Source organism: Sporosarcina sp. FA9 (assembly GCF_051550205.1).
Lineage (GTDB): Bacteria > Bacillota > Bacilli > Bacillales_A > Planococcaceae > Sporosarcina.
Genome location: NZ_CP188819.1, coordinates 299,578 through 324,755, shown reverse-complemented (window position 1 = coordinate 324,755; position 25,178 = coordinate 299,578). Strand labels below are relative to the sequence as shown.

The window sequence follows — 25,178 nt, the reverse complement described above, 5'->3', positions numbered from 1 at the left end:
GGAGAAATCTACCATTCTCGGTGCTTCTCCTCTTTATCAGAACAACTTTATGCTTTACCAGAACTACCAAATTCACGCATTTTGCCAATAACTGTTTTTTTAATGGCATCTCGCATCGGCGTTAAATATTTTCTTGGATCATAAACTTCTGAATCTGCAATAAGTGTATCACGAACAGCTTGTGTACCTGTAATCTGACTCTCAGTGTTGACGTTTATTTTCGCTGACCCAAGGGAAATTGCACGTTTAATGTCTTTCGTCGGAATTCCAGTTCCACCGTGTAAAACAAGTGGTAAATCCGATTGTTTCGAAATAACTTCCATTTCCTCAAATCCTAGATTCGGTTCTCCCTTATATGGGCCATGGACTGATCCAAGGGCAGGTGCAAGACAATCAATTCCAGTCTTTTCGACAAGCTCCTTACATTCTGCAGGGTCCGCATAAATTACACCTTCTGCGATGATATCGTCTTCTTGGCCTCCAACAACACCAAGTTCCGCTTCTACGGATACACCACGTTCATGCGCATAATCAACAACACTTTTCGTAATCCGAATATTTTCAGCAAGAGGTTTCGTTGATGCATCAATCATCACTGAAGTAAATCCAGCTTCAATGGCCTCAATGCATTTCTCAAAGCTTGAACCGTGATCCAGGTGAATCGCTACCGGAACAGTCGTTTTATAATCGTGCATGAGTCCTTTAACCATATTAACAACAGTAGTAAAACCGCCCATATATCGTGCAGCACCTTCTGATACGCCAAGGATTACCGGTGATTGTTCTTCTTCTGCTGCTTGTAAAATCGCTTGTGTAAACTCAAGATTATTTAAGTTGAATTGACCGATTGCATATCCTTCTTTTTTACCCTTTATCATCATTTCTTTCATTGAAACCAGAGCCATTAATGTTCCTCCTTGATTATCTTGCTATGTCGTTCGCTTCTAGGCGATCCTGTATATACTACTATTATCATACCAAAAGCAGACAGTGTTTACCACTGTCTGCATAGTTAGCTTCGCAAGATTTTATTGACCACTTCCACCATTTCTGAAATATTAAATGGCTTCTCAAAAAAGGTTGTTGCACCGCTTTCGATTATTTCTGCTTGTAAGTCGGAATTAGTGTAAGCAGTCATCATTATAACTGGTATTTCCGGCCAACCCTTTTTTATTCTTCTCAAAACTTCAAGCCCGTCCAAACCTGGCATATTCATATCCAGAAGTACACAATCGGGGATTTTATGTTCGATTTCTTGGATTGCTTTCAATCCATTTGCTACAAGTGTTGTTAGGTGTCCTTCCGTACGAAATATTTCATCAAGTAGAAGTCGGATACCTGTTTGATCGTCTACAATTAAAAGACTCTTCATACGCATCCCTGCTCTCTAGTAGTTAGTTGGTGTTTCATCAAGTGTTGGTATATTCTTCATAAGTAGTGTAACATCCTTTTTTTAAGCTTACCTTTTAATAGTTAATATAGGGTTAAATCATAAATTAAAAGTAAATCGGAGGGTATAATATGAAAATGTTAACAACACAGATCAGTGGTTTATTGCAACGAATCGGTACAAATAATACGGATTCAATCGAAGAGACTGCAAGACTTCTCGCCCAAGCAACTATTGGTGAGGGACGTGTAATTCTCGCTAGTTTCGATGAAATGGAAGCAGTATATTTGTCCGCAAAGTTTGGGGTTGAACCGTTTGAAAATATCCATCCATATGTAAACGAAATGTCGATTGGGAAGGCAGATCGTGTATGGATTTTTTCAAGAAACGAGACAGATTTACGCGTTTTAGAACTTGCTCGACGTCTCGCCAGTGAATTCATTCCATTCGCTACTGTTGCTTCTAGAAAGCCGGACGTAAACAACGAACTTGCTGATCTTTCAACAACGTATGTATATACAGGATTAGTGCAGGGACTACTCCCCGGTGAAGATAACACGCGAATCGTTCAACCACATTCGCTTGCGGCACTCTTTATATATGAGGCGGTTAAACTCTCATATGACGAAATGCTTTCGGATGAGTAAATATAAAACAGCATTAAAACAGTATTATCCGCTTTAATGCTGTTTCGATACATCTATTCGTTTTTCATTGCTAAAGCTGCACCAATAAATTCTTTAAATAAGGGTTGCGGACGTGTAGGACGTGATGCAAATTCAGCATGGAACTGACATCCTACAAAAAACGGTCTGTCTTTAAGCTCAATAATTTCAACTAAGTGATCATCCGGACTCATACCCGAGAAAATCATTCCAGCGTTTTCCAAAGACTCGCGGAATTCATTGTTAAATTCATACTCATGACGATGACGTTCATAAATAAGTTCTTCTCCGTAAGCATCGCCTGCAATTGTTCCTTTCGTCACTTTACATGGGAACAAACCGAGACGTCTGTTTCCGCCATTGTCATCATTATAAGCGGGCACACTGATGATTGCATTCTTTGTTTCCGGATTAAATTCAGTCGAGTGTGCATCCGTTAAACCAACTACATTTCGAGCATATTCAATTGCAGCTAACTGCATACCAAGTGCGATTCCGAAAAACGGAACATTTTGTTCACGCGCATACGTAATTGCCTCGATTTTACCATCGATTCCACGGTCTCCGAAACCACCCGGAACAATTACACCATCTACATCACTTAAAAATTCTGCTACGTTTGCACGTGTTACTTCTTCTGAATTAATCCATTTCACTTCAATTTCAGCATCATAGCTAAATCCTGCATGACGGAGTGATTCTACTACCGAGATATATGCGTCTTGAAGCTCAACATATTTCCCTACAAGACCAATGCGAACTTTTTTCGAAAGAGATTTCACTAACGTTATTAGCTCCCTAAGTTCAGTCATATCCGGCTCATCCGTATCAAGCTCAAGGAAATCAACGACAATCTTGTCCATGTTTTGCTCATGTAATAATAATGGAACTTCGTATAGTGAGTCTGCATCAATTGCCTCAATTACCTCTTCAGGTTTTATGCTGCAAAATAGAGCGATTTTATCTTTCATATCTTGTGGAAGATGGTATTCACTTCGAACCACAATAATATTCGGTTGAATTCCAAGTCCACGAAGTTCTTTAACGCTGTGTTGTGTAGGTTTCGTTTTCAGTTCACCCGCAGCTTGCAAATAAGGAACTAATGTACAGTGAATAAAGAGCACATCGTTTTTACCAAGGTCCATTTTCATTTGACGGATTGCTTCAATATATGGAAGTGACTCGATATCCCCAACACTTCCACCAATTTCTGTAATCACGACATCGGCATTTGTTTCTTTACCCGCACGCAATATACGGTCTTTTATTTCATTCGTAATATGAGGAATTACTTGAACAGTTGCACCATCATAATCTCCGCGACGCTCTTTTTTCAGAACAGCCGAATAGACTTTACCCATCGTTACGTTGGAGTATTTATTTAATTTAATATCAATGAAACGCTCATAATGACCTAAGTCTAAATCTGTCTCAGCACCATCTTCAGTAACGAAAACTTCACCGTGCTGATATGGACTCATTGTTCCAGGATCGACGTTTATGTACGGGTCAAATTTCTGGATTGTTACTTGAAGCCCGCGACTTTTCAGCAAGCGACCGAGTGATGCCGCCGTAATCCCTTTACCTAATGAGGATACAACCCCACCCGTTACGAATATATATTTTGTCATTGCTTATTCCTCCGTTCATTCGATTTATACAAAAAGAAAAAGCGCCCCGTCTGCAGTTTTGCCAGCAGTAGGAGCGCATATGCACTAAGTTTCATGTGTCCTTATTTTTAAGGAGCCCAGTAAAATCTTATATTGCGCTGACGCTGAAGTCAAGGATTTATTACTCTTCCTCTTCTTCCTCTTCTTCCTCGTCGTCAAGTTCCACATCGTCTGGAATGATTTCCAAGTCGTCATCAGGATCTAGAAGATCTTCTTCAATTTCAACGATTTCTTCTTCGTCATCGTCGTCGTCGTCATCTTCTTCTGTATCAATTTCGTCAAAACCTTCAACAACTAGGTCATCCTCTTCTTCATCATCTTCATCGTCATCATCCTCGTCGTCTAGATCATCAAGATCGTCGTCTAGAAGGACTTTCTTTTTCTTACGTTTCCTACGTACTTTTACGACAGGAGCTGTTTCTTCCTCAAGTGTATCAACCGGATACCACTCACGTAGTCCCCAACGAATATCATCGATAGATAGAAAACGTCCGTCAATATTCATGTCCGTGTAAAACTGTTGCATGTTGTCTGCCATTGCTTTTACAGTTACTCCATTGAGCTTACGAACTTCATCCATTAGTTGGCGTAATGTTAAATGTTCTCCTTTGCCTCTTTCAGTCAAGACAGCATAGGCGATGTCAATCATCGATTCTTCCGAAAGTTGTTCTTTCGTCATTTCACGGATATTCAATAAACACACGTCCCTTCTTTAAAGATAGATAACCATCATTAAAAAAAGAGACCAGACAAGCCTAGTCCCTTTTATGTACAAGTCAAATCTACATTACTGTATTCATCATACTATATCTTAAAAACAAGTGCACGTAAAGTAATGTGTACTTTCAATTATTCTTCGTTTTTTAATTTCTTCCACTCTTTTAGTTGCTTGTAAAGGATGAATGCTAAGTAAATTGTTGTTAAGGAAAATGCAATTGCACCTAGTCCATTTCCATAGAGATAGTATGTGAGAAAAATGAGCACAGCTATAATCAATACGTGTTGATACAACTTCATAGCAGCACCACTTTCCAAGCGATTCTTTATTTTGTACTTGATTTCATTATACGTGTCAGCTTCTACTAATATCCATTCTCTCACAATATTTAGATATTTTCTATGAAGGGATTGGATTTGGAGTGTTATTTTATGCGTTTCCGCTTTTTAAATGGTTTGTGGTTCCCAAAACCGCTTGGCGCTTGCGATGGCCTTTCGTAAGGAGCTTGACAGAAGTGCACTGCCAATCTCCTTACTTCGGCTCACGCTTGACGCTTCGGCGCTCTTTGGATCATTGTCATGGTATTGTATATTAGGAATTTCAACTAGGATTGTGGGTGACTTCTGGGATTGGAGTCACCGTTGCACACTTTCGCCGTTTCGTTGCACAAGTACCATATAGAGTATTGATAGCTTCGCCTAATTGGTCAAATGCATTTGGGTAATTATCTTTTCCCATGCGACGTTGTAGACTAACCGGATTTCGTTGCACATCTCGCGGAATTGGTTGCACACCAAGCAAGTTTCGTTGCACACTAGCGACTTTTCGTTGCACACCCTGTATTTCCTGCATCGAAAGTATCTCTAGTTACATATTCCGTCTATATTGTCCGCCTACTTCGTACAAGGCGTTTGTGATTTGGCCTAGGCTTGCTACTTTTACGGTATTCATTAGTTCGGCGAAGATGTTTCCGCCTGTTACGGCTACTTCTTTGAGTTGTTTTAAGGCGTTGTCGAGTTCGTTTTCATGTTTGCTTTGGAATGCTCGTAGGTTCAGGATTTGTGTTTCTTTTTCTTCTTTTGTCGCACGTGCGATTTCCATGTTGTCGACGTCGTCTGCAGATGGTGGATTTGGATTCAAATACGTGTTCACACCAATGATTGGGAGTTCGCCTGTATGCTTTTTCATTTCATAAAACATGGATTCTTCTTGAATTTTACCTCTTTGGTATTGTGTTTCCATTGCGCCAAGAACGCCGCCGCGGTCATTCATGCGATTGAATTCTACAAGAACAGCCTCTTCGACAAGGTCTGTTACTTCGTCGATGATGAATGCTCCTTGAAGTGGGTTTTCATTTTTCGAAAGGCCGTGTTCTTTTGTAATGATCATCTGAATGGCCATTGCACGACGAACAGACTCTTCTGTCGGCGTTGTAATTGCTTCATCGTATGCATTTGTATGAAGCGAGTTGCAATTGTCTTGGAGTGCCATGAGCGCTTGTAGCGTTGTACGAATATCGTTAAAGTCGATTTCCTGTGCATGTAGGCTTCGTCCAGATGTTTGGACATGGTATTTCAACTTCTGACTTCGTTCGTTGGCGCCGTATTTTTCACGCATTGCAACTGCCCAGATGCGACGAGCCACGCGTCCAATTACAGTATATTCGGGATCTAAACCGTTCGAGAAGAAGAACGATAGATTTGGTGCAAAATCATCGATGTCCATTCCTCGGCTTAAATAATACTCGACATACGTAAAGCCATTTGCCAATGTAAACGCAAGCTGTGAAATCGGGTTGGCTCCGGCTTCTGCGATATGGTAACCCGAAATAGAGACCGAGTAGTAATTGCGAACTTTTTCATCAATGAAATACTGTTGAATATCGCCCATAAGCCTAAGTGCAAATTCTGTTGAGAAAATACAAGTGTTTTGCCCTTGGTCCTCTTTCAAAATGTCCGCTTGCACTGTGCCCCGAACAACTTGCATCGTTCCTTCTTTGACTGCTGTATATTCTTCGAGCGTCAATGTACGGCCAAGTTCTTCTTCGTTTTTCTTCACTTGCTGATCGATTGCGGTATTCATGAACATCGCTAAAATAATTGGAGCAGGTCCGTTAATGGTCATCGAAACAGATGTTGCGGGTGCACAAAGGTCGAAGCCTTCGTACAACTTCTTCATATCTTCAAGCGTACAAATGCTGACGCCGGATTCTCCAACTTTTCCGTAAATATCAGGACGCTCATGTGGGTCTTCACCGTACAATGTTACAGAGTCGAATGCTGTCGATAAACGCTTGGCATCGTCGTCTTTTGATAAATAATGAAAACGACGGTTCGTTCGTTCCGGTGTTCCTTCACCCGCGAATTGACGTTTTGGATCTTCCCCTTCACGTTTAAACGGAAATACACCCGCCGTATATGGATAAGAACCTGGAACGTTTTCACGATATACCCAACGAATAATCTCCCCGTAATCTTTAAACTTCGGTAGAGAAACTTTGGGAATCTTCGAGCCTGAAAGACTTACCGTTCGAAGAATTGTCCGAATTTCCTTGTCGCGTACTTTCGTTACGAGTTCATCGCCGGAATAGGATTCTTTCAACTGCTCCCAATTTGCCAAAATACGCTTGGATTCTGCGGTCAGTTCCTCACGAACACCATCTGCGAGCGAGTTTAACGATGCAACAAGGGCATCGTCTGGAGCTTTTTCCAGAACAACATTCCGTGCACCTTCAAGTTGGAAGAGTTTTCGTGCAAGTTCTTCCTGTACCTCTGATTTTTTATGATATCCCCGAACCGAATCGGTAATTTCACGTAAATAATGAAGACGCTCTGTTGGAATGATGACGTTTTGTTTCTGAGTTTTCACAAATTCGGTATAAGAAGTTTCCCAGTCCAAACCGCATTTTTCATTCAAAACATTGACGATTGCACCGAACAGGTAATTCGTTCCTTTGTCATTGAATTGACTCGCGATTGTTCCATAAACCGGCATTTGACCAATTTCTTTATCCCACAAAAGACGACTGCGTTGGAACTGCTTTTGTACTTGGCGCATCGCGTCTTCTGAACCTTTACGTTCAAATTTATTGATGGCAATTAAATCCGCATAATCAATCATGTCGATTTTTTCAAGTTGTGTTGGTGCACCAAATTCACTAGTCATTACATACATCGAAACGTCTGCAATGTCCGCGATGTCGGCATCCCCTTGACCAATACCGCTTGTTTCAACAACGATTAGATCGAATCCCGCAACTTTCACGATATCCAGCACATCTTTAATGGCACCGGAAAGTTCCGAACGAGAACCCCTTGTTGCAAGACTGCGCATAAATACACGCTTATTGAAAATCGAATTCATCCGTATTCGGTCCCCGAGAAGCGCTCCGCCTGTTTTCTGCTTGGTTGGATCAATCGAAAGAATCGCGACTTTCTTATCCGGAAGTTCATGGAGAAACCTTCGAATTAATTCATCCGTAAGCGAACTTTTCCCTGCACCGCCCGTACCGGTAATTCCAAATATCGGTGTATTTTTCGACATTTCTCTCGCTTTTTTAATAAGTGCTTTTGCGTCGGAATCATCTTTGTTATACGTTTCTTCAGCGTACGTAATTAAATTTGCGAGCACTTCGGGAGTTTCCGTAGATACCTTTTGAAGATTCGCCATTTCATCATCAACTTCAGTGAGGAAATCACATTGTTTCATCATTTGGTTAATCATCCCTTGAAGACCTAATTTACGACCGTCTTCAGGTGAGAACACCCACGAAATTCCATACTCATGAAGTTCCTTGATTTCCTTCGGTATAATGACACCGCCGCCGCCTACATAAATATGGATATGTGGCGCATTTCGTTCTTGTAGCAAATCATGCATATATTTAAAATATTCAACATGTCCACCTTGGTACGACGACATCGCAATCGCTTGTACATCTTCTTGTATCGCAGCATTCACGATTTCCTCGACCGAACGATTATGTCCAAGATGAATGACTTCCGCCCCTGTTGATTGCAAAATACGACGCATAATATTAATAGATGCATCATGCCCGTCAAATAAACTTGATGCCGTCACAAAACGAATATGATGTTTCGGTTTATAAACCTCTACTGCCGCCATTTAAATAGCACCCCTTTAGTAATTAATGAACTTTCACCATTCCATTTATAAGCTGATCTGTTTGAACTTGAATGTATTCTTCAATTGAATAATTTGCACTAAGTGCCCATCTGCGAAATGCCCACATTTGACCTTGGACAACGATATGGTGTGCTGCTAAATTAATATTCTTCTTTTCGAGACGCAGTTCTTCCGACTTGACGCACAATTCCAGAAGATTCTCAAACAGAGCAACCATAAGCATTTCTTTTTTCAGCACATATTGCAACGCATCTTTTGGCAATGACTTCGATTCTTGATACATCACGAGAAACTCGTCCGACATATCATCGATTAAACTAAAGTATTGACGGATTGCTAATTTTAGACCATTTAGCGTTCCGTCCGTCAAGGAAAGCGCGGAGAGACGATTGTTCACTTCATCATAAATACTGTCGCAAACGAGGAACAGCACATCTTCTTTCGTTCGAATGTATTCGTAAAGTGTACCAATGCTAAAACCGGCTTCTTTCGCAATTTCACGTGTTGTAGTTCGGTGAAACCCTTTTTCTTTAAACAGTTTCACCGAACCTTGAATCATTTGGTTGCGACGTATTTCAATTAAACCTTCATCTTTTACGGATGATTTCACTTCACGTTTCATAGTCACTTCTGCACCTCTACTCATTTTGTAAGCATGCGTGAAATCACAAGACGTTGAATTTCTTGCGTTCCTTCATAAATTTGAGTGATTTTTGCGTCGCGCATATAGCGTTCAACCGGATAATCTTTTGTATATCCGTACCCACCAAATACTTGAACAGCATCTGTTGTAACCTTCATTGCTGTGTCTCCAGCCATTAGTTTGGCCATCGCAGATTCTTTACCGTAAGGGTGTCCGTTCGACTCGAGCCAAGCTGCTTGGTACGTAAGAAGGCGTGAAGCTTCAATAGATGTTGCCATATCTGCTAGTTTGAAACCGATTCCTTGGTTGTCAGCGATTGGTTTGCCGAACTGTTCGCGCCCTTTTGCATAGACCACAGAAGCATCAAGTGCACCTTGTGCGATTCCCACAGCTTGTGCCGCGATTCCGTTACGTCCGCCGTCTAGTGTTTTCATTGCAATGACAAAGCCGTCGCCGATATTTCCAAGTAAGTTCTCTTTTGGTACACGGCAATTATCGAACATTATTTCAGTTGTCGGTGATGAACGAATTCCAAGTTTGCGTTCTTTTTTCCCAACAGAGAAACCTGGGAAGTCTTTTTCGACAATAAATGCACTCGTTTCAGGACGCTTGCCTTCTGAATTGGTCACTGCAAAAACGATGTAAATGTCTGCAATTCCACCATTTGTAATAAAGATTTTCGAACCATTAAGGACATAGTCGCCTCCATCGAGTTTCGCAGTTGTTCTCATTGCTCCAGCGTCTGAACCGGAAGAAGGTTCCGTTAATCCGTAAGCACCGATTTTCGTTCCTTCCGCCATTGGACGAAGGTATTTCTGCTTTTGCTCTTCTGTTCCATATTTATAAACCGGCCACCCTGCAAGAGATGTATGAGCCGAAAGCGTTACTCCCATTGATGCACACACACGTGAAAGCTCCTCAACAGCAATAACATACGCAAGGAAGTCACTTCCGATACCACCGTATTCTTCTGGCCAAGGAATACCCGTTAAACCGAGGTCCGCCATTTTTTTGAATAAATCCATATCAAAACGTTCTTCTTCATCACGTTCTGCTGCAGACGGCGCAACTTCCTTCATTGCAAAATCACGTACCATTTTCCGAATCATTTCATGTTCTTCTGATAGTTTAAAATTCAATTGTTTTCCCACCTTATTGTTTTTTATTAGTGATAGTTGGTTTGCTTGCACCCGATCGCTGTTTGGTTGCACTCGCCAGTTTTTGGTTGCACTAACAAGTACTTTGCTTGCACTCCAACGCTGTTTGGTTGCACTCACCAACACTTTGCTTGCAAGTCATGACCTTTCTACTACTTCAATAAGCTCTTCGATATGACGATTCGCTGGATTTCGCTTGTGCCTTCGTAGATTTCCGTTACTTTTGCATCGCGGAAATAGCGTTCTACGGGATAATCTTCTGTATAACCGTATCCTCCAAACACTTGAACTGCTTCGATGGATCCATCGACAGCTGCTTTTGAGGCGAATAGTTTTGCCATGGATGCTTCTTTTCCACACGGCAACCCTTCTGAGCGAAGCTGTGCGGCGCGGTAAACAAGTAGTCTTGAAGCTTCCACCGCCGTCGCCATATCGGCGAGTTTAAATCCAATTCCTTGTTGCTCTGAAATCGGTTTTCCGAATTGGACACGTTGTTTTGCGTAAGCGGTTGCCGCTTCAAGCGATGCTTCTGCAATACCGAGCGCTTGTGCCGCGATGCCGATTCGTCCAACGTCTAAGTTTGCCATCGCGATTTTGAACCCTCCACCTTCTTCACCAAGAAGATTTTTCGCAGGGACTTTCATGTTGTCAAAAATAAGCTCTACGGTACGTGAACCATGCAGACCCATTTTCCGTTCATCTTTTCCGATAATAAGACCCGGTGTGTTTTTATCGACAATAAAAGCCGAAATGCCGTACGTTTTTTTAGAAGGATCCGTCGATGCAAAGACAATATATACATCTGCTTCCCCACCATTTGTAATAAACATTTTCGAACCGTTCAGAACATATTCATCACCGGACTTCACCGCACGTGTTTTTAATGAACCCGCATCGGAACCTGAAGAAGATTCGGTTAAACAAAATGCACCTAAGTATTCACCACTCGCCATTTTGGGTAAATAATGATTTTTCTGTTTCTCATTTCCAAAATACATGATTGGATTTGTACCTACAGAAGTGTGGACGGATAAGATAACTCCGACGACTGCACTCACTTTGGACAGCTCATGAATTGCGGTAATATAAGAGATGAAATCCATATTTGAACCGCCGTATCTTTGCGGAACGGTAATCCCCATCAAACCAATTTCGCCCATTTTCTTCAAAATATCTCTAGGAAACTCGCCGGCCTCCATATTCGGAATAAAAGGTTCAATTTCCTTCTTCGCAAAGTTACGGACCATATCACGCATCATCTGTTGTTCTTCGGTGTATTCTAAATTCATATGCGCTTCTCCTTAAAGGTCATTAACCTTTTATTCATAACTATAAAATCCGCGTCCTGATTTCTTGCCGTACCAGCCTGCTTTTACATACTTTCTCAGCAGTGGACACGGTCTGTATTTTGAGTCCCCGAATCCTTCATGTAATGTTTCCATAATATAAAGACATGTATCGAGTCCGATGAAATCCGCTAGTTGTAGTGGGCCCATTGGGTGATTCATACCCAGTTTCATAACGTCATCAATCGCTTCTTTTGTAGCTACGCCTTCATAAAGTGTGTAAATCGCTTCGTTTATCATCGGCATTAGTACGCGGTTTGCAACGAAACCAGGAAAGTCGTTTACTTCCACCGGCACTTTCGATAGATCCCTCGTTAAATCTTCGACTGCATTATATACTTCATCCGTTGTCGCAAGTCCTCGAATAATTTCTACGAGTTTCATAACAGGTACCGGATTCATAAAATGCATGCCGATTACTTTCTCCGGGCGACTTGTAACCGCGGCGATTTCTGTTATTGACAAAGATGAAGTGTTCGTAGCAAGAATCGTATGTGTAGGTGCTATTGCATCTAGTTTCTTAAATATCGACTTTTTAATATCCATGTTTTCAACAGCTGCTTCTATTATTAAATCCACATTTTCCGCATCTTGAAGATCTAACGACTTACGAATCCGTGCAAGTGTTGTATTTTTTTCATCTTCTGTCATACGTTCTTTTTCAACATTTCTAGACAAGTTTTTCGTGATTCCCGCAAGCCCTTTTGCGAAGGATTCTTCTTTAATATCGTTTAAATAAACCGCATAGCCTGCCTGAGCGCATACTTGAGCGATTCCTGAACCCATTTGTCCTGCACCGATGACCATTACTTTTTTAATTTCCATTACTTGCGCCCCTCCACTTCAATCATAATTGCGTCGCCTTGACCGCCACCCGAGCAAATTGATGCGATACCGATTCCGCCGCCGCGGCGCGTTAGTTCGTAGGCAAGTGTCAAGATAATGCGTGCACCACTGGCTCCAATTGGATGTCCAAGTGCGACTGCACCTCCGTTGACATTCACTTTTTCAGGATCGAGTCCTGCGATTTGCGAACTCGCCAAGGCAACAGCAGCAAATGCTTCGTTTATTTCAAAGAGGTCAATTTCTTCAAGTTTTTTACCCGTCTTTTTCAATAATTCATTAATTACGATTCCAGGTGTTTGAGGGAAGTTTTTAGGTTCTACCGCCACTTCTGCATGACCAATAATCGTCGCGAGAGGTGTTTTCCCCTCACTTTTCGCACGTGATTCGCTCATAAGAACAAGTGCGCATGCCCCGTCATTTACTCCAGGTGCATTGCCCGCTGTAATCGTACCGTCTTTTCCAAAGGCAGGTCGCAATTTCGAAAGTGTTTCAAAGGAGGTATCTGCGCGAGGTGCTTCGTCAGTATCGACGATTAACGGTTCGCCTTTCCGCTGCTTAATTTCAACTGGAACAATTTCTTCTTGAAAGAGTCCGCCATTGATTGCCAGTAGTGCACGTTCATGACTGCGAAGTGACCATGCATCTTGTGCTTCTCTTGTTAATAAAAACTCTTCAGCCGTCGAATTTCCGTATGTTCCCATATGGACATTGTCCGGTGAAAATGAGCATGTAAGACCGTCGTAAATCATTCCGTCAATCAATTGTGCGTCGCCCATCCTCAGTCCGAATCGGCCTTTTGGTAAGTAATAAGGCGCGCTTGACATCGACTCCATTCCACCCGCAACGATTACTTCTTCGTCCCCGAGACGGATGAGTTGGTCGCCAAGTGTAACGCTTCTCATTCCAGATGCGCATACTTTATTAATCGTTTCAGTTTTAACGCTCCACGGGATCCCCGCTTTTGTTGCTGCTTGCCTGGATGGAATTTGACCTTGCCCCGCCTGAAGAACCGTACCGATGATCACTTCATCAATTTCGTTTTCTTTAACGTCTGTTCGGTTAAGTGCCTCACGTATTGCAATTCCGCCAAGATCGCTTGCGGAAAGTGTTTGAAGTGAGCCTCCGAGTTTCCCAAATGGTGTACGTGCTCCCCCTAGAATAACCGTTCGAACCATTTCCATCGCCCCCAGTTTAAGTTTGATAACGCTTTCATGTTTTCGTTGAACCGATTGACTGAACGCTCGCTCGGTTCTATTACAAAGAAAAAAGGAAGTGCGGACACTTCCTTTCTATCAAGTTAATTCTATTATATCGAGTTTCATCTGTTATTGCAAAATCGATTCCACTTCATCTACCAACTCAGGTTTCCAGTCACTTCCGAAAATTGAGCGTTCAAGAAGTTCTGCGATATCATATGTGCCAACGGAATTTTCTACTTCTTTCGCTTTCGTTCCATCCGACAACATCGTCAGACAGTACGGGCAACCGGAAGAAATAATTCCCGGGCTCACTTCAAGTGCTTGTTCAGTTCGTGCAACGTTCACGCGCTGACCCACATCTTCTTCCATCCACATCATTCCGCCACCAGCTCCACAGCACATTCCATCTTCGCGGCTTCGTTCCATTTCAACAAGTTGTACACCTGGAATGGCTCTAAGAATTTCACGTGGTGGATCGTAGACGTCATTATAACGCCCTAAATAACAAGAGTCATGGAACGTAATGGTTTCGTTAATTTCATGTTCTGGCTTCAGAATTCCTTTTGAAACTAAGTCATAAAGCATTTCGGTATGATGAACTACCTCTGCCTTAAATCCAAAGTCCGGGTATTCATTTTTAAAGATATTGTATGCGTGCGGATCGATTGTAACAATCTTCGTAATGCCCGCTTTTTCGAACTCATCGATATTCGACGTAGCCAGTTCTTGGAATAAGAATTCATTTCCTAAACGGCGCGGTGTATCTCCAGAGTTCTTTTCTTTATTTCCAAGAATAGCAAAGCTGATATCAGCCTTATTCATAAGATGTACAAAGGATTCTACAATCTTCTGAGATCTGCTGTCGAATGAACCCATTGAACCAACCCATAATAGGTATTCGAATTCTTTACCTTCTTTTTTCATTTCTTTCACTGTTGGAATGTAAAGGTCTGGACGCGCTTCTCTCCATTTTTCCTTTTCTTTCCGGTTCAAGCCCCATGGATTACCTTGACGCTCGATGTTTGTCATCGCACGCTGTGCATCCGGGTTTACTTTTCCTTCAACCATAACAAGGTGACGACGTAGATCGATAATTTTATCGACATGTTCGTTCATAACTGGACACTGATCTTCACAGTTACGACATGTTGTACAAGCCCAAATCTCTTCTTCAGTAATAATATCACCGATTAATGACGGGTTGTATATATCATCCATTGATGCGCCTTCAAGTCCAGCTGCAAATGCAATTTGATTCCCTTGCGAATTGTTAAACGCTAATGATGGAACCCATGGCTTTTGCTTTGTAACAAGTGCACCTGTATTTGTTAAGTTATCACGTAGTTTTGTGATTAGATCCATTGGAGACAACATTTTTCCTGTTCCAGTGGCAGGACACATATTCGTACAGCGTCCACATTCAACACACGCGTAAAAATCAATCATTTGCAGTTGTGTAAAGTCCGTAATTTTACCTACTCCAAGAGCCGGCATGTCCTCTTCACTTTCAGCATTTTCCATCGCTTCAAAATCGATTGGAATAAGCCTTCCAGCATTATCAAGACGGTGAAAGTATGTGTTTACCGGTCCTGCAATTAAGTGAGCATGCTTCGATTGTGGTACGTAAACTAAGAACGTTAGTAGTATCAATAGGTGAATCCACCAGCCAATGAAAAAGATAACCGCTGCTGCAGTTGTTGGCATAAAGCTAAAGATGAAGGCAATAGAAGAGGCAACCGGTTCAGTCCATGTTGCTGCATGACCGTGCCAAATCATATTCATACCATTTGCTACAAGTGTTGAAAGCATTAAGCCCCCGATGAAAATGAGAACAAGTCCTGATTTCCATCCTCGTTTCAAGCGAACGAGTTTTTCAACGTAACGACGGTGAAACGCCCAAACTACTGCGACAAGTATCGTCAATACTACAATTTCCTGGAAAAAAGTGAAAAATCCATAAACTGGACCTAACGCCAGATGCGATCCCGGTTTTAACCCTTTCCAAACGAGGTCGATAGCCCCAAATTGAACCATTAAAAATCCGTAAAAGAACATAACATGAATCGTTCCACTTTTCTTGTCTTTCAATAGTTTCTTTTGACCGAATACATATATCCAAATATTACGAAGTCGTTCCGCAATATTATGATCAAATTCTACTTTCTTCCCAAGTTTAATGAATTGGATTCTTGTCTTAATCAAATGTGTAAATAATGCGAGCGCGTATGCGACAACCGCAAGAAATAGTACCCAATTCGCGATAAGTAGTGGTCCCACTAACCTTCTCCCCTTCCAAGATGTTAAATGCTATAGACTAGTGTAGTAGATACTTCACAATATGTCGATAGTATATTTCCAATTATAAGTTATGAATGAGCGTTCAGTCAACACCCGTAATTCGTGATACAGCATGATTTGATTCGTTATTTCACTCCATTTATCTGATAACAAAGGCTTTTGTGAGCATTAAGAAAGTTATGGAGAAATGTCTATATTTATTTACAAGTATGAAAATCTCTAATTAAATAGTTTATGAACTTTTAAAAAATCCACAAATAAATGAAATAACAGCGTTTTCTATGTATCCCCACATTCGTTTTAAGAATGTGAGATATTAATTAAGAGTCTGATTTTTTCTCGCTTTTTTCTGTTCTAAATACTTTTGCACTGCGAACGTATTCGTTATCCGCGATGTTTAAACGAGCATTTACGATTCGTGCCGCAACGAAAAAATAATCCGACAAACGGTTCAAATAACGAGCTACAATTGGCGATACATCTTCACTCGCTTTCATCAAAGTAACCGTTTGACGTTCAACACGTCTCGTTACAGTGCGTGCAATATGAAGCGTAGCGGCGGCAGGTGATCCTCCAGGTAATATAAACTTCTCAAGCGGTGGTGCTTCTTCCATTAATGCGTCGATTCTTTGTTCCAATACTTCAACCGGTTCATCCGATAATTTATAATGACGTTCCTTCATTACATTCGCAAGATCTGTTCCAGCATCGAACAATTCATTTTGAATGGCTTCAAGATCTACCAGCATATCCGCAAAAACGACCGTATCCAGTTCCGTCATTGCTTTTCCAACGAATGAATTCAATTCATCCAACGTGCCGTAAGCTTCTACGCGTAAATCGTCTTTGTCCACGCGACCGCCTATTAAACTTGTTTGCCCTTTATCCCCTGTTTTTGTATATATTTTCATACTAAATCTCCCCTTTTCTTCAAGTTTTGTGCAATGCCATACCAAATGCGTGTAACTTCTTCCGCTTCCAAAATTAGTCTTTGATACAAGCGTCCGCATACATCTCGTAGGTTTCTTTGCGCTTTATCCATAGGAACAATGCCGCGGTTCATATCCGTTAAGATGATGAATGTATTTTCACCTTTTACACTGTCCACTATTAAGTCGATTGCTTCTTGTTCGGGTAAATCTATGCGAAGAAGCCAGTTTTCAAGACCTGCTACAACAGTACACTGATCCGAATTCATCTCATCCGGCAATTCCCCTTCAAACCACCGAACACGTTCATTTTCAAGTACTTTTCTTACATACGCTCGTTTGCCGTTATGGGCACCGCCAATATAGATGTGCATTTCTTTCCCTCCTGAAACGCCTTTTCACTTTCCCATTCAAGTCGGAAACAAGATCCATGAGGGATTTCCCAAGACCAAAATTCCTTTTCATCGAATGAAAAAAGCGTCAATAGTATGCGTATCGGACCACCGTGCGTAACAACAACAGATTGGTCCGGTACCTTCATAAGTGCCGGGACAATTCGGGCTTCTACTTCCAACAAACTTTCTCCACCTCTAGGAGCTTTGCCATAAGGGTCGTCAATCCAATTCCTGTAATCTAAATCACTTTCAAGATGCGCATATGTTTTTCCTTCAAATTCTCCAAAATAACATTCTCGCCAAGCACAATCTTCATTATAAAAAATGTTTGAAAAATAAACTTCTGCTGTCTGCTTGGCACGCAAGAGGTCACTTCCGTACAGTTTCGAAACGTTTAGTGTACTTTTAAAATCACAATCCGGTTCCAAAATCGGTTCATCTGTCCAACCAATGTACTGCCGCTTTTTATTGCCCGCAGTAGGTAAATGACGAATTAGATGAATACAATAACTGTTATCCATAAAACCGTCTCCAATCCTTCGATAAATGCTCCGGCCAAATCACCCGTCACGCCTCCAAAATGCTTAACAGACCATCTTTTATACAATACTAAAGAAAGTGCGAGGACAACAAAAAACACAGTTGGAATCAGTACACTTTTCAACACAACTCCCATTGCAATCAACATAAGAATTCCACCGAGCAACGATATTCCATTCACCCATTTATTCGCGATTTTCTCTTTAAAGAAGTGTGCGATACCAGTGTCTTTCGCTAAATGCGAAGTTGTGAAATACAGATTCATAGTTACCCTTGCCAGAAAAGGAATCGCGATGAACAGCACACTACTGCCTGCTCCTTGCATCAGAAGTTCATTCAGCAAAGCGATTTTCACAAGGACCAACATCAAGATCGACATTGTGCCAAATGCTCCAATTCGTGGATCCTCTAAAATTTCAAGCCGCTTCAAACGATCTCGGTATGAAAAAAAGGCATCGCCCGTATCCGCAAATCCGTCGACATGCAAACCACCTGTTAGAACAATTCCTGTAACAACTAAAACTACCGCAACAAGCAACGTGCCTAGATTTAACGAACTCAGCAGAAAGACCGACAGAAGAAATACGATGGAACCAATTGCCGCTCCGACGAAAGGAAGTGCAACATACATTGAAGTTACTTCTTTTCGGCCAAGGGGCAATTCCTTCTTAATCGGAAGTACCGTGAAAAATTGGAGTGCCAGTAGAATACCGTTCATAAACCGCTCTCCCCTTTCCAAAATGTCGCGAGTCCGTAGTCCATTTCGATTGCCGTAGTTGAGATTTTGACAAGCTCTGTATGAATTCGGCCAAGCGTTTCACTATACGTTCGAACTTCCGAATAAAGAGACGGCGGTTCATCCAGCACTTCATTTGACACAATTACGAAATGACTTGCTCTGTTTCGTACCTCTTCAATCGTTTCAAAAAGCTGAACTTCAGTCCGTTCCATAGATTCAGCCTCCAAATACAATTCACTTGCGAGCCACGTCGTTACGCAGTCCCATAAAACCAAATCTCCCAGACGAATTTGAGGAAGGATTTCTTCTAAGTTTACAGGTTGTTCAATCGTTTTCCAATTGAATATCGATCGATCGAGACGATGTTTTTCAATGCGTTCCATCATTTCAGAGTCCGTTTTAGAACCCGATGCAATGTAAACGAGCCGCCCGTAGGTTTGCTCCGCTTCCTGAACAAGTATTTTTTCAGCATATGTACTTTTCCCACTTCGCGCACCACCGCTTATGAACGTCAGTTTTCCTTGAACCACTCCGTCAACACCTCTTTCAACACCGTCATTTCAGTCTCACTTTTCATACCAATTCGGAACCAACGGCCGTCCATACCACGAAAGTTTTCAGAGTGCCGAAGAACAATTCCTTTACGAAGTAAATCTACGTACAATTTCTTCGAATCCCGATGTGCCCCTACTGTAAACGACAGAAAGTTTGCGACGGACGGGGTAACCCGGCAACCATTTTCAAGGAGAAAGCTGTTCAACTTTTCACGTTCCCGATTGCTGTGTTCAATTGCCTGTCGTCGAAACTCTTCTTCCTGCAAACAGATTGCCCCAATATGAGCCGCAATTCCGTTGACATTCCAATGCGGAGCGAGCGTTTTCATTTCCGATATCACCGCTTTGTTTGCTGCGACATATCCAAGACGAATCCCGGGTACGGAATACATTTTCGTCATCGACCGAACAACAATAACATGGGGATATTCCATTAATTTCGGAATAAAAGAAAGTGTCTCATCCACAAAATCAATAAATGCTTCATCCAGCACAATTTCACAATTCACTTCAACGCCGTACTGAATAATTTTCAGTAAATCCTCTTCATCCGGCATCATTCCTGTCGGATTATTCGGCGTGCACAAGTAAAGCACATCTGACGTACGCATTTTTTCCATAATCTGTTTAATAGGTAATTGAAAGCCGATCTTTTCTTCAGATAAAACACGAATGACTTCCACATTTTTCGCTAAAAGAGTGGCTTCGTATTCTGAAAACGTAGGATGAACAACAATCGCACGCTTCCCACGATACCTTTCCGCAATAAATGTCAGCAGTTCCGCAGCCCCGTTTCCCGCAAATAAACAATCGGTTTCAATCGAATGGAATTTACCCACTGCCGATAAAAACGGTTCTCCTTCTGGATCCGGATAGACCGATAATTTCTCCATCAATTGCATCCACTGTTTTGCAACTTCCTTCGGGGGTCCCGCAGGATTAACGTTCTCGCTAAAGTCCATCACTTCGATAGGTTGTTTCATATTTAATTTCTCATATACAGTATGCGGATTTGCACCGTGTTCAGGCAAAGCCATAAAACAACACTCCAATTAAAGTCATTATGAACCAAAACACAAACGACACTGTATGCATTTCGGTAATCGAGGATTTGATGTGTTTCGCTGTTAGCGGTGCATTTTTCGGGCCGAATTCAGGCTTATTGGAAACAACACCGCGATACGTACTTTTCCCACCTAAAGTGATTCCAAGTTGCCAAGCGGTTGCTGCTTCCAAAAATCCGCTGTTCGGACTTGGATGACGTCTTGCATCCCGACTCCAACGCGCAAATCGTTTCATGAAAGGCATTTGACCTTCATTCGGAGTGTACATTAAAATCAACAAACCCGTTATTCGTGCTGGAATGAAGTTCAGTACATCGTCCATTCTTGCAGAAAACTTCCCGAATTTCTCAAATCGTTCGTAACGATAACCAATCATCGAGTCGAGCGTGTTCACTGTTTTGTAAAGCCATAATCCAGGAGCTCCTAAAAGAAATGCCCAGAAGAGTGGCGCTGTGACGCCGTCAGATGTGTTCTCAGAAACCGTTTCAACAGCCCCCCGCGCCACTGCACTTTCATTTAGATCATTGGTATCACGACCGACAATCCATGATAATTTCTCACGTGCTTCCGGTAAATTTCCAGTTTCAAGCGGTCGATACACTTCAAGTGCCGCATCACGCAAACTTTTTTGTGCGAGTCCGATGGCAATTAAAACCGCTTCGACAGCAATTCCAACAACCGGATGGAACTTGTAGGCGAGTCCAACAATTGCAAACACAAGCACGAAAACCATCCCTGTTGTGAGGACTAATAAGAACGCGCCTTTTGCGATACGAAATCGCCCTTTATTCAACACGGTCGTTCCTTTTGAAATGAAAGTCCCAAGGAAGCGTATTGGATGCGGCCAATTCGGCGGGTCACCAATGATCCGGTCCAGTAAAAACCCAAGTGCAATGGCGATAAAATGTGCTGGAATCATACCGTCCATCCTTTCGCGATTTTATAGGCCCGAATCGCGCGAACTGTGCAGTCGTAAACACCATGCCCGATTTGTTTTCCAAGATCTGTAATCGGACCTGCATACGGCAAGTATTGACCGTCTTGCGTTGCTGCAATAAGCAAACTATCCGTTGATGTCCCAGTCGCGATTGTATTTGTAAGCGGATCTAGTACTTGTTCGGTTTGAAGCGCTTTCGCTTTTGCTTCTGTCGCCGTAATCATCGCTTGGATAAAGGCCTCATCGGGAAGTTCTCCGTTAATAATGACCCATGTATTGATGGTTCCGACTTTCGGCTTTTCATCACGCGTAAGCGCTTGTGATACGTCCACGGCATTTCCAATACCCGCGGTCACTGCGATTAAAACGGAGCCAAAGTCACCTGTATATTCCTCAACTTCTGCGTGTTCCGTCATAACTGCAGTCATCATTCCAACCGTATCCGACGTGTGAAAGTTTTTCATTTCCAGATAATTCGCCATTTCTAGTTTCACATCATCGACTGCATAATCTACATCAACATGTCGATTGACAAACGCTTTATACCAGCCCATTCCCGCATTATGAACTGCAGAAGACAGTGTTTTCAGCGGGTGCTTTGTTTGAAGAGAAACATACTCAGATGTGATGATAAAATCATTCTTTGTAACAATAAACGGTTCGATTTTATCTTTTGCATCGGATAGAAGTGTAATTTGTGGCTTAGGTAATTCAGGATGAGGCTGCGTTTTCACACGTGCATTGTAAACGTTTAGGATGGCTTCTTCTTTTACTACGTCTTGAGGTGTACCAATAATGGAGATTCGACCGTTATCCAATAATAAAAGACGATCGCAATATACGGAAGCTAAGTTAATGTCATGGAAAACGGAAACGACAGTCAATTCTTTTTCAATTGCTTGTTGCCGAATCGTATCAAGAAGCTGTTGCTGATGGGCAATATCTAAATGGTTTGTTGGTTCATCTAACAATAAAATAGGAGCTTCTTGAGCCAAAGCTTGCGCCACAAAAACGCGTTGCTGTTCACCACCGGATAGAAGTTCAATCGGTGTTTTCTCATAACGAGTTATGGACGTATTATGCATCGCTTCTTGAACAGCACGCTGATCTTCATCCGACCAAGATGAAAAAATCCCGCTTTGGTGCGGATACCTTCCAAGAGCAACCGTATCGGTGACCGTATGCGAAAATGCATGTGCATGTAGTTGAGGCAAAACTGCTACTTTCCTCGCAAATTCTTTTTGAGAGTACTTCGTAGACAATTTCCCATCAATTGTAATGGTTCCTTCCTGTGCGGGAAGAATACCAGATATGATTTTGAGTAAAGTGGACTTCCCACTGCCATTCGGGCCAAGGATGCCGAGCATTTCTCCTTTATTTACAGAGAACGTTATGGACTTTACAATCGGTACTTTTCCGTAACCGCCCGAAATGTTTTCGACATGCAGCATATTACATGGCCCCCTTTCTGCGTTGCTTGTAAAAGATGAGTGCGAATACCGGCGCACCAATAAACGCAGTAATGACACCTACTGGAAGTTCCGTTGGCGAAATTATGGTCCGTGCGACTAAGTCACAAAGGATGAGAAGCGTTGCTCCGTTTAAAAAGGACAATGTGAGTAAATGACGATGATCGGAACCCCATAATAATCGCGTCATATGCGGGACAACAAGTCCTACAAATCCGATTGTACCAGAAACAGCAACTGCCGCTCCTGTGAGAACGGATCCACCGATTAAAATCATGAATTTACGTCGTCTCACATTTACGCCTAAATGATGTGCTCGTTCTTCACCAAATAACATCGCATTCAGTTCCCGTCGGTTCATCCAAAGAAGGAATGTGCCGATGACGACAAAGGGTAAAATCATATTGACGTATTTCCAGCCACGCATCGAAACACTTCCAAGAAGCCAACTAATGATTTGCCTTAACTCTTCACCGGTGAGCGCAATCATGAGCGATAAAACTGAACCTAAGAAGGAACCGAAAATAATTCCTGTTAATATAATGGTTTCCATCTTCATCGAACGGTCCACTAAACGCGCGAAACCGATGACGAGAAACATCGTAAGTGCTGCCCCAACCATACTGAAAACGGGAAGCGTATAACTGCCTAGAATTGGAAGGGATATACTGAAAAAAAGTGTCATCACAGCACCTACAGAGGCACCGGACGACACTCCGAGGGTATATGGATCTGCAAGTGGATTTTTAAGTAATCCTTGAAATGCTGCTCCAGAAATTGCAAGTGATGCTCCGACAAGCCCAGCAAGAACAACGCGTGGCATTCGGATTTTCCACAATATATTTGCGGAGATTGGATCCGCTCCCGCATTCCAAAATGTTTCAATCGGAATTTTCACCGTACCGATTGAAGTTCCTAGCCATACCGCCACTACAAGCGTGGCGATGGATACTAGGTAGGCAACGCCTGATTTACTCACCAAAAACCTCAGGGTAAATCGCTTTTGCAAATGCTTCAAGTCCTTCAGCTAAACGCGGCCCTTGACGGCTCGTTATATTTTCATCCACTTGGACAACTTCTTTGTTTTTAATTGCAGTAATTGTATCGAAACCATCACGTGCATAAACGTCTTCGACTGCTGTTTCAATATAACTGTACATTACAAGAATAACGTCTGGATTTTGTTTCACAATTTCTTCAGGACTCATTACGAACCAACCGTCTTCTGTCGCAATATTGTCCGCACCAACAAGGTCCATCATTTCTTGTGTAAATGTATTTTTCCCCGGCGTGTAAATGTCCGGAGCTGGTGATGTCTCAATGAAAACAGTTTTCTTTTCTTCAACTTTTGCTACTTTTGCTACAACTTCATCCACTTTTGCTTTCATTTCTGCGATGATTTTGTCCGCCTCTTCTGTTTTCCCTGTTGCTTTACCCATTATTTCAATTGTTGCATATGTTTCTTCAAAGTTCTTCGCGTCTTTGACAATAAATACCGGAATTCCAGCATCACGAATTTGTTGCATTCCTTCACCTGTTCCAACGACAATTTCTTGCGCAAAGACGATTTCAGGATTCATCGAAATGATTTTCTCGATGTTTAATTCAAATCCACCGATGGATTCTTTTTCTGTAGCTTCGGCTGGAAAGTCGTCATTGTCTGTTACTGCAACAACTTCATTCGCAAGTCCAAGTTCGAATAAAATTTCTGTATTGCTTGGTAGTAAAGAAATGATTGTTGCGGGTGCTCTTTCAATCGTTATCTCATTATCTGCGGCGTCTGTAAGTGTTACTGGGAACGCGTCTTCAACAACGACTTCTGGTGTTTCTTCTTTCGATGTATCGTCTACTGCTGGTTTTTCTGGTGCAGCCGTTGTTCCACAAGCCGTTAGTAAAAATACAGCTAAGATGGATGTTAAAAATAATTGCCATGTCTTCTTCATGTTGTTTTCCTCCTATTTTTGCAAATCAAGTCCGCTTCACAAGTTACATTTTGTGATATCCGTCGGAGGCTTTGTCTTTATTCAGAAGGCGTTTGTCTACCTGCTGAATAAAAAACAAAAAACCTCCGTGTGAGTACGGAGGAATGTTCTAAGTAAAAATCTAGACGCACAAAAGTGCTGATTTTCACCAATCCTATCCTCGTAGGGGTACGGGCGATTTCATAAAGGCAGGTCTCCTGGCTTGTGCTCACAGCTTAATGCAATCTTCCCAGACATTTGTCCAGTGATTTTTTTGCAATTTGCTAACACTTACAGTGGCGGGACCGCACCGGTGTTGAACCGGTTTCCCTTTTAACCCCTACCGTGAAGGCGGGGCACCTTTATGTATGATATGTAATTTGTGTACGTTTTCAATTATACTACATTTTTTGTTCGTGTCGAGGGGTTGGTTTTCGGATATCTGACTGGCGCAGGGTTATATCCGACAGTTGGGGTCCGATATCCGACAGTTCGAGTGTTATATCAGACAC

General features: G+C 42.0%; 24 protein-coding genes and 1 riboswitch. Of the genes, 1 reads left to right on the top strand and 23 read right to left on the bottom strand.

Translation table 11 applies throughout. The features are described 5' to 3' along the window. Window positions 1-47: 47 nt before the first annotated feature. Window positions 48-905 (bottom strand): class II fructose-bisphosphate aldolase, encoded by an 858-nt coding sequence (locus ACP8HH_RS01640; protein WP_438314951.1) that lies wholly within the window; start codon window positions 903-905, stop codon window positions 48-50. Window positions 906-1,012: 107 nt separating this feature from the next. Next, a complete protein-coding gene (locus ACP8HH_RS01635) occupies window positions 1,013-1,378 on the bottom strand; it encodes a response regulator (protein ID WP_438314948.1) in 366 nt (121 codons plus the stop codon). A 143-nt stretch (window positions 1,379-1,521) separates the two neighbouring features. Between ACP8HH_RS01635 and ACP8HH_RS01630 the strand changes: the two genes are divergently transcribed. Then, a complete protein-coding gene (locus tag ACP8HH_RS01630) occupies window positions 1,522-2,037 on the top strand; it encodes a DUF2529 family protein (protein ID WP_438314946.1) in 516 nt (171 codons plus the stop codon). A 53-nt stretch (window positions 2,038-2,090) separates the two neighbouring features. Here the strand turns inward: ACP8HH_RS01630 and ACP8HH_RS01625 are convergent, their stop codons facing one another. The 21 genes from ACP8HH_RS01625 to ACP8HH_RS01525 all read right to left on the bottom strand — a co-directional run bounded on the left by ACP8HH_RS01625 (window position 2,091) and on the right by ACP8HH_RS01525 (window position 24,648). Continuing rightward, entirely contained in the window at window positions 2,091-3,686 is a 1,596-nt protein-coding gene (locus ACP8HH_RS01625; protein ID WP_438314943.1) for a CTP synthase, read from the bottom strand. A 160-nt stretch (window positions 3,687-3,846) separates the two neighbouring features. Next, window positions 3,847-4,404, bottom strand: a complete 558-nt coding sequence (gene rpoE, locus ACP8HH_RS01620) for a DNA-directed RNA polymerase subunit delta (protein WP_438314940.1) — start codon at window positions 4,402-4,404, stop codon at window positions 3,847-3,849. A gap of 170 nt (window positions 4,405-4,574) precedes the next feature. Next, window positions 4,575-4,826 (bottom strand): hypothetical protein, encoded by a 252-nt coding sequence (locus ACP8HH_RS01615; RefSeq protein ID WP_438314937.1) that lies wholly within the window; start codon window positions 4,824-4,826, stop codon window positions 4,575-4,577. 217 nt (window positions 4,827-5,043) lie between these two features. Then, entirely contained in the window at window positions 5,044-5,295 is a 252-nt protein-coding gene (locus ACP8HH_RS01610) for a hypothetical protein (protein ID WP_438314934.1), read from the bottom strand. 15 nt (window positions 5,296-5,310) lie between these two features. Next, window positions 5,311-8,568 carry a fused isobutyryl-CoA mutase/GTPase IcmF gene (icmF, locus tag ACP8HH_RS01605; RefSeq protein WP_438314932.1) on the bottom strand — a complete coding sequence of 1,086 codons (3,258 nt, stop codon included), beginning with the start codon at window positions 8,566-8,568 and terminating at the stop codon, window positions 5,311-5,313. A gap of 22 nt (window positions 8,569-8,590) precedes the next feature. Continuing rightward, window positions 8,591-9,211: a TetR/AcrR family transcriptional regulator gene (locus ACP8HH_RS01600; RefSeq protein ID WP_438318961.1), complete on the bottom strand. Its 621-nt coding sequence runs from the start codon at window positions 9,209-9,211 to the stop codon at window positions 8,591-8,593. Between the two features lie 20 nt (window positions 9,212-9,231). Next, window positions 9,232-10,371 (bottom strand): acyl-CoA dehydrogenase, encoded by a 1,140-nt coding sequence (locus ACP8HH_RS01595; protein ID WP_438314929.1) that lies wholly within the window; start codon window positions 10,369-10,371, stop codon window positions 9,232-9,234. 170 nt (window positions 10,372-10,541) lie between these two features. Further along, the gene (locus ACP8HH_RS01590) at window positions 10,542-11,678 is read right to left on the bottom strand and encodes an acyl-CoA dehydrogenase (RefSeq protein ID WP_438314926.1); all 1,137 of its coding nucleotides are present in this window, start codon (window positions 11,676-11,678) and stop codon (window positions 10,542-10,544) included. A gap of 30 nt (window positions 11,679-11,708) precedes the next feature. Beyond that, complete coding sequence (locus ACP8HH_RS01585) at window positions 11,709-12,560, bottom strand: 3-hydroxybutyryl-CoA dehydrogenase (RefSeq protein WP_438314923.1); 852 nt, start codon at window positions 12,558-12,560, stop codon at window positions 11,709-11,711. After that, window positions 12,560-13,756 (bottom strand): acetyl-CoA C-acetyltransferase, encoded by a 1,197-nt coding sequence (locus tag ACP8HH_RS01580; protein WP_438314919.1) that lies wholly within the window; start codon window positions 13,754-13,756, stop codon window positions 12,560-12,562. The genes ACP8HH_RS01585 and ACP8HH_RS01580 overlap by 1 nt, the downstream gene beginning before the upstream one ends. Window positions 13,757-13,906: 150 nt before the next feature. Continuing rightward, window positions 13,907-16,057, bottom strand: a complete 2,151-nt coding sequence (locus tag ACP8HH_RS01575) for a (Fe-S)-binding protein (RefSeq protein ID WP_438314916.1) — start codon at window positions 16,055-16,057, stop codon at window positions 13,907-13,909. Between the two features lie 341 nt (window positions 16,058-16,398). Next, on the bottom strand, window positions 16,399-16,989 hold the full coding sequence (locus ACP8HH_RS01570; protein ID WP_438314913.1) for a cob(I)yrinic acid a,c-diamide adenosyltransferase: 591 nt from the start codon (window positions 16,987-16,989) through the stop codon (window positions 16,399-16,401). After that, window positions 16,986-17,381, bottom strand: a complete 396-nt coding sequence (locus tag ACP8HH_RS01565; RefSeq protein ID WP_438314911.1) for a bifunctional adenosylcobinamide kinase/adenosylcobinamide-phosphate guanylyltransferase — start codon at window positions 17,379-17,381, stop codon at window positions 16,986-16,988. Before ACP8HH_RS01565 ends, ACP8HH_RS01570 begins: the two co-directional genes overlap by 4 nt. Beyond that, window positions 17,333-17,923 carry a histidine phosphatase family protein gene (locus tag ACP8HH_RS01560; RefSeq protein ID WP_438314908.1) on the bottom strand — a complete coding sequence of 197 codons (591 nt, stop codon included), beginning with the start codon at window positions 17,921-17,923 and terminating at the stop codon, window positions 17,333-17,335. Before ACP8HH_RS01560 ends, ACP8HH_RS01565 begins: the two co-directional genes overlap by 49 nt. Beyond that, window positions 17,896-18,660: an adenosylcobinamide-GDP ribazoletransferase gene (gene cobS / locus ACP8HH_RS01555; RefSeq protein ID WP_438314905.1), complete on the bottom strand. Its 765-nt coding sequence runs from the start codon at window positions 18,658-18,660 to the stop codon at window positions 17,896-17,898. Before cobS ends, ACP8HH_RS01560 begins: the two co-directional genes overlap by 28 nt. Then, the gene (locus ACP8HH_RS01550) at window positions 18,657-19,211 is read right to left on the bottom strand and encodes a bifunctional adenosylcobinamide kinase/adenosylcobinamide-phosphate guanylyltransferase (protein WP_438314902.1); all 555 of its coding nucleotides are present in this window, start codon (window positions 19,209-19,211) and stop codon (window positions 18,657-18,659) included. Before ACP8HH_RS01550 ends, cobS begins: the two co-directional genes overlap by 4 nt. Then, on the bottom strand, window positions 19,193-20,272 hold the full coding sequence (locus ACP8HH_RS01545) for a pyridoxal phosphate-dependent aminotransferase (protein ID WP_438314900.1): 1,080 nt from the start codon (window positions 20,270-20,272) through the stop codon (window positions 19,193-19,195). Before ACP8HH_RS01545 ends, ACP8HH_RS01550 begins: the two co-directional genes overlap by 19 nt. Continuing rightward, on the bottom strand, window positions 20,259-21,215 hold the full coding sequence (cbiB, locus tag ACP8HH_RS01540) for an adenosylcobinamide-phosphate synthase CbiB (protein ID WP_438318958.1): 957 nt from the start codon (window positions 21,213-21,215) through the stop codon (window positions 20,259-20,261). The genes ACP8HH_RS01545 and cbiB overlap by 14 nt, the downstream gene beginning before the upstream one ends. Beyond that, window positions 21,215-22,687 carry an adenosylcobinamide amidohydrolase gene (locus ACP8HH_RS01535; RefSeq protein ID WP_438314898.1) on the bottom strand — a complete coding sequence of 491 codons (1,473 nt, stop codon included), beginning with the start codon at window positions 22,685-22,687 and terminating at the stop codon, window positions 21,215-21,217. The genes cbiB and ACP8HH_RS01535 overlap by 1 nt, the downstream gene beginning before the upstream one ends. Window position 22,688: 1 nt before the next feature. Further along, entirely contained in the window at window positions 22,689-23,684 is a 996-nt protein-coding gene (locus tag ACP8HH_RS01530) for a FecCD family ABC transporter permease (protein WP_438314895.1), read from the bottom strand. Beyond that, window positions 23,677-24,648: an ABC transporter substrate-binding protein gene (locus ACP8HH_RS01525; protein WP_438314892.1), complete on the bottom strand. Its 972-nt coding sequence runs from the start codon at window positions 24,646-24,648 to the stop codon at window positions 23,677-23,679. Before ACP8HH_RS01525 ends, ACP8HH_RS01530 begins: the two co-directional genes overlap by 8 nt. 209 nt (window positions 24,649-24,857) lie before the next feature. Further along, window positions 24,858-25,045, bottom strand: a riboswitch (cobalamin riboswitch). Window positions 25,046-25,178: the final 133 nt, after the last annotated feature.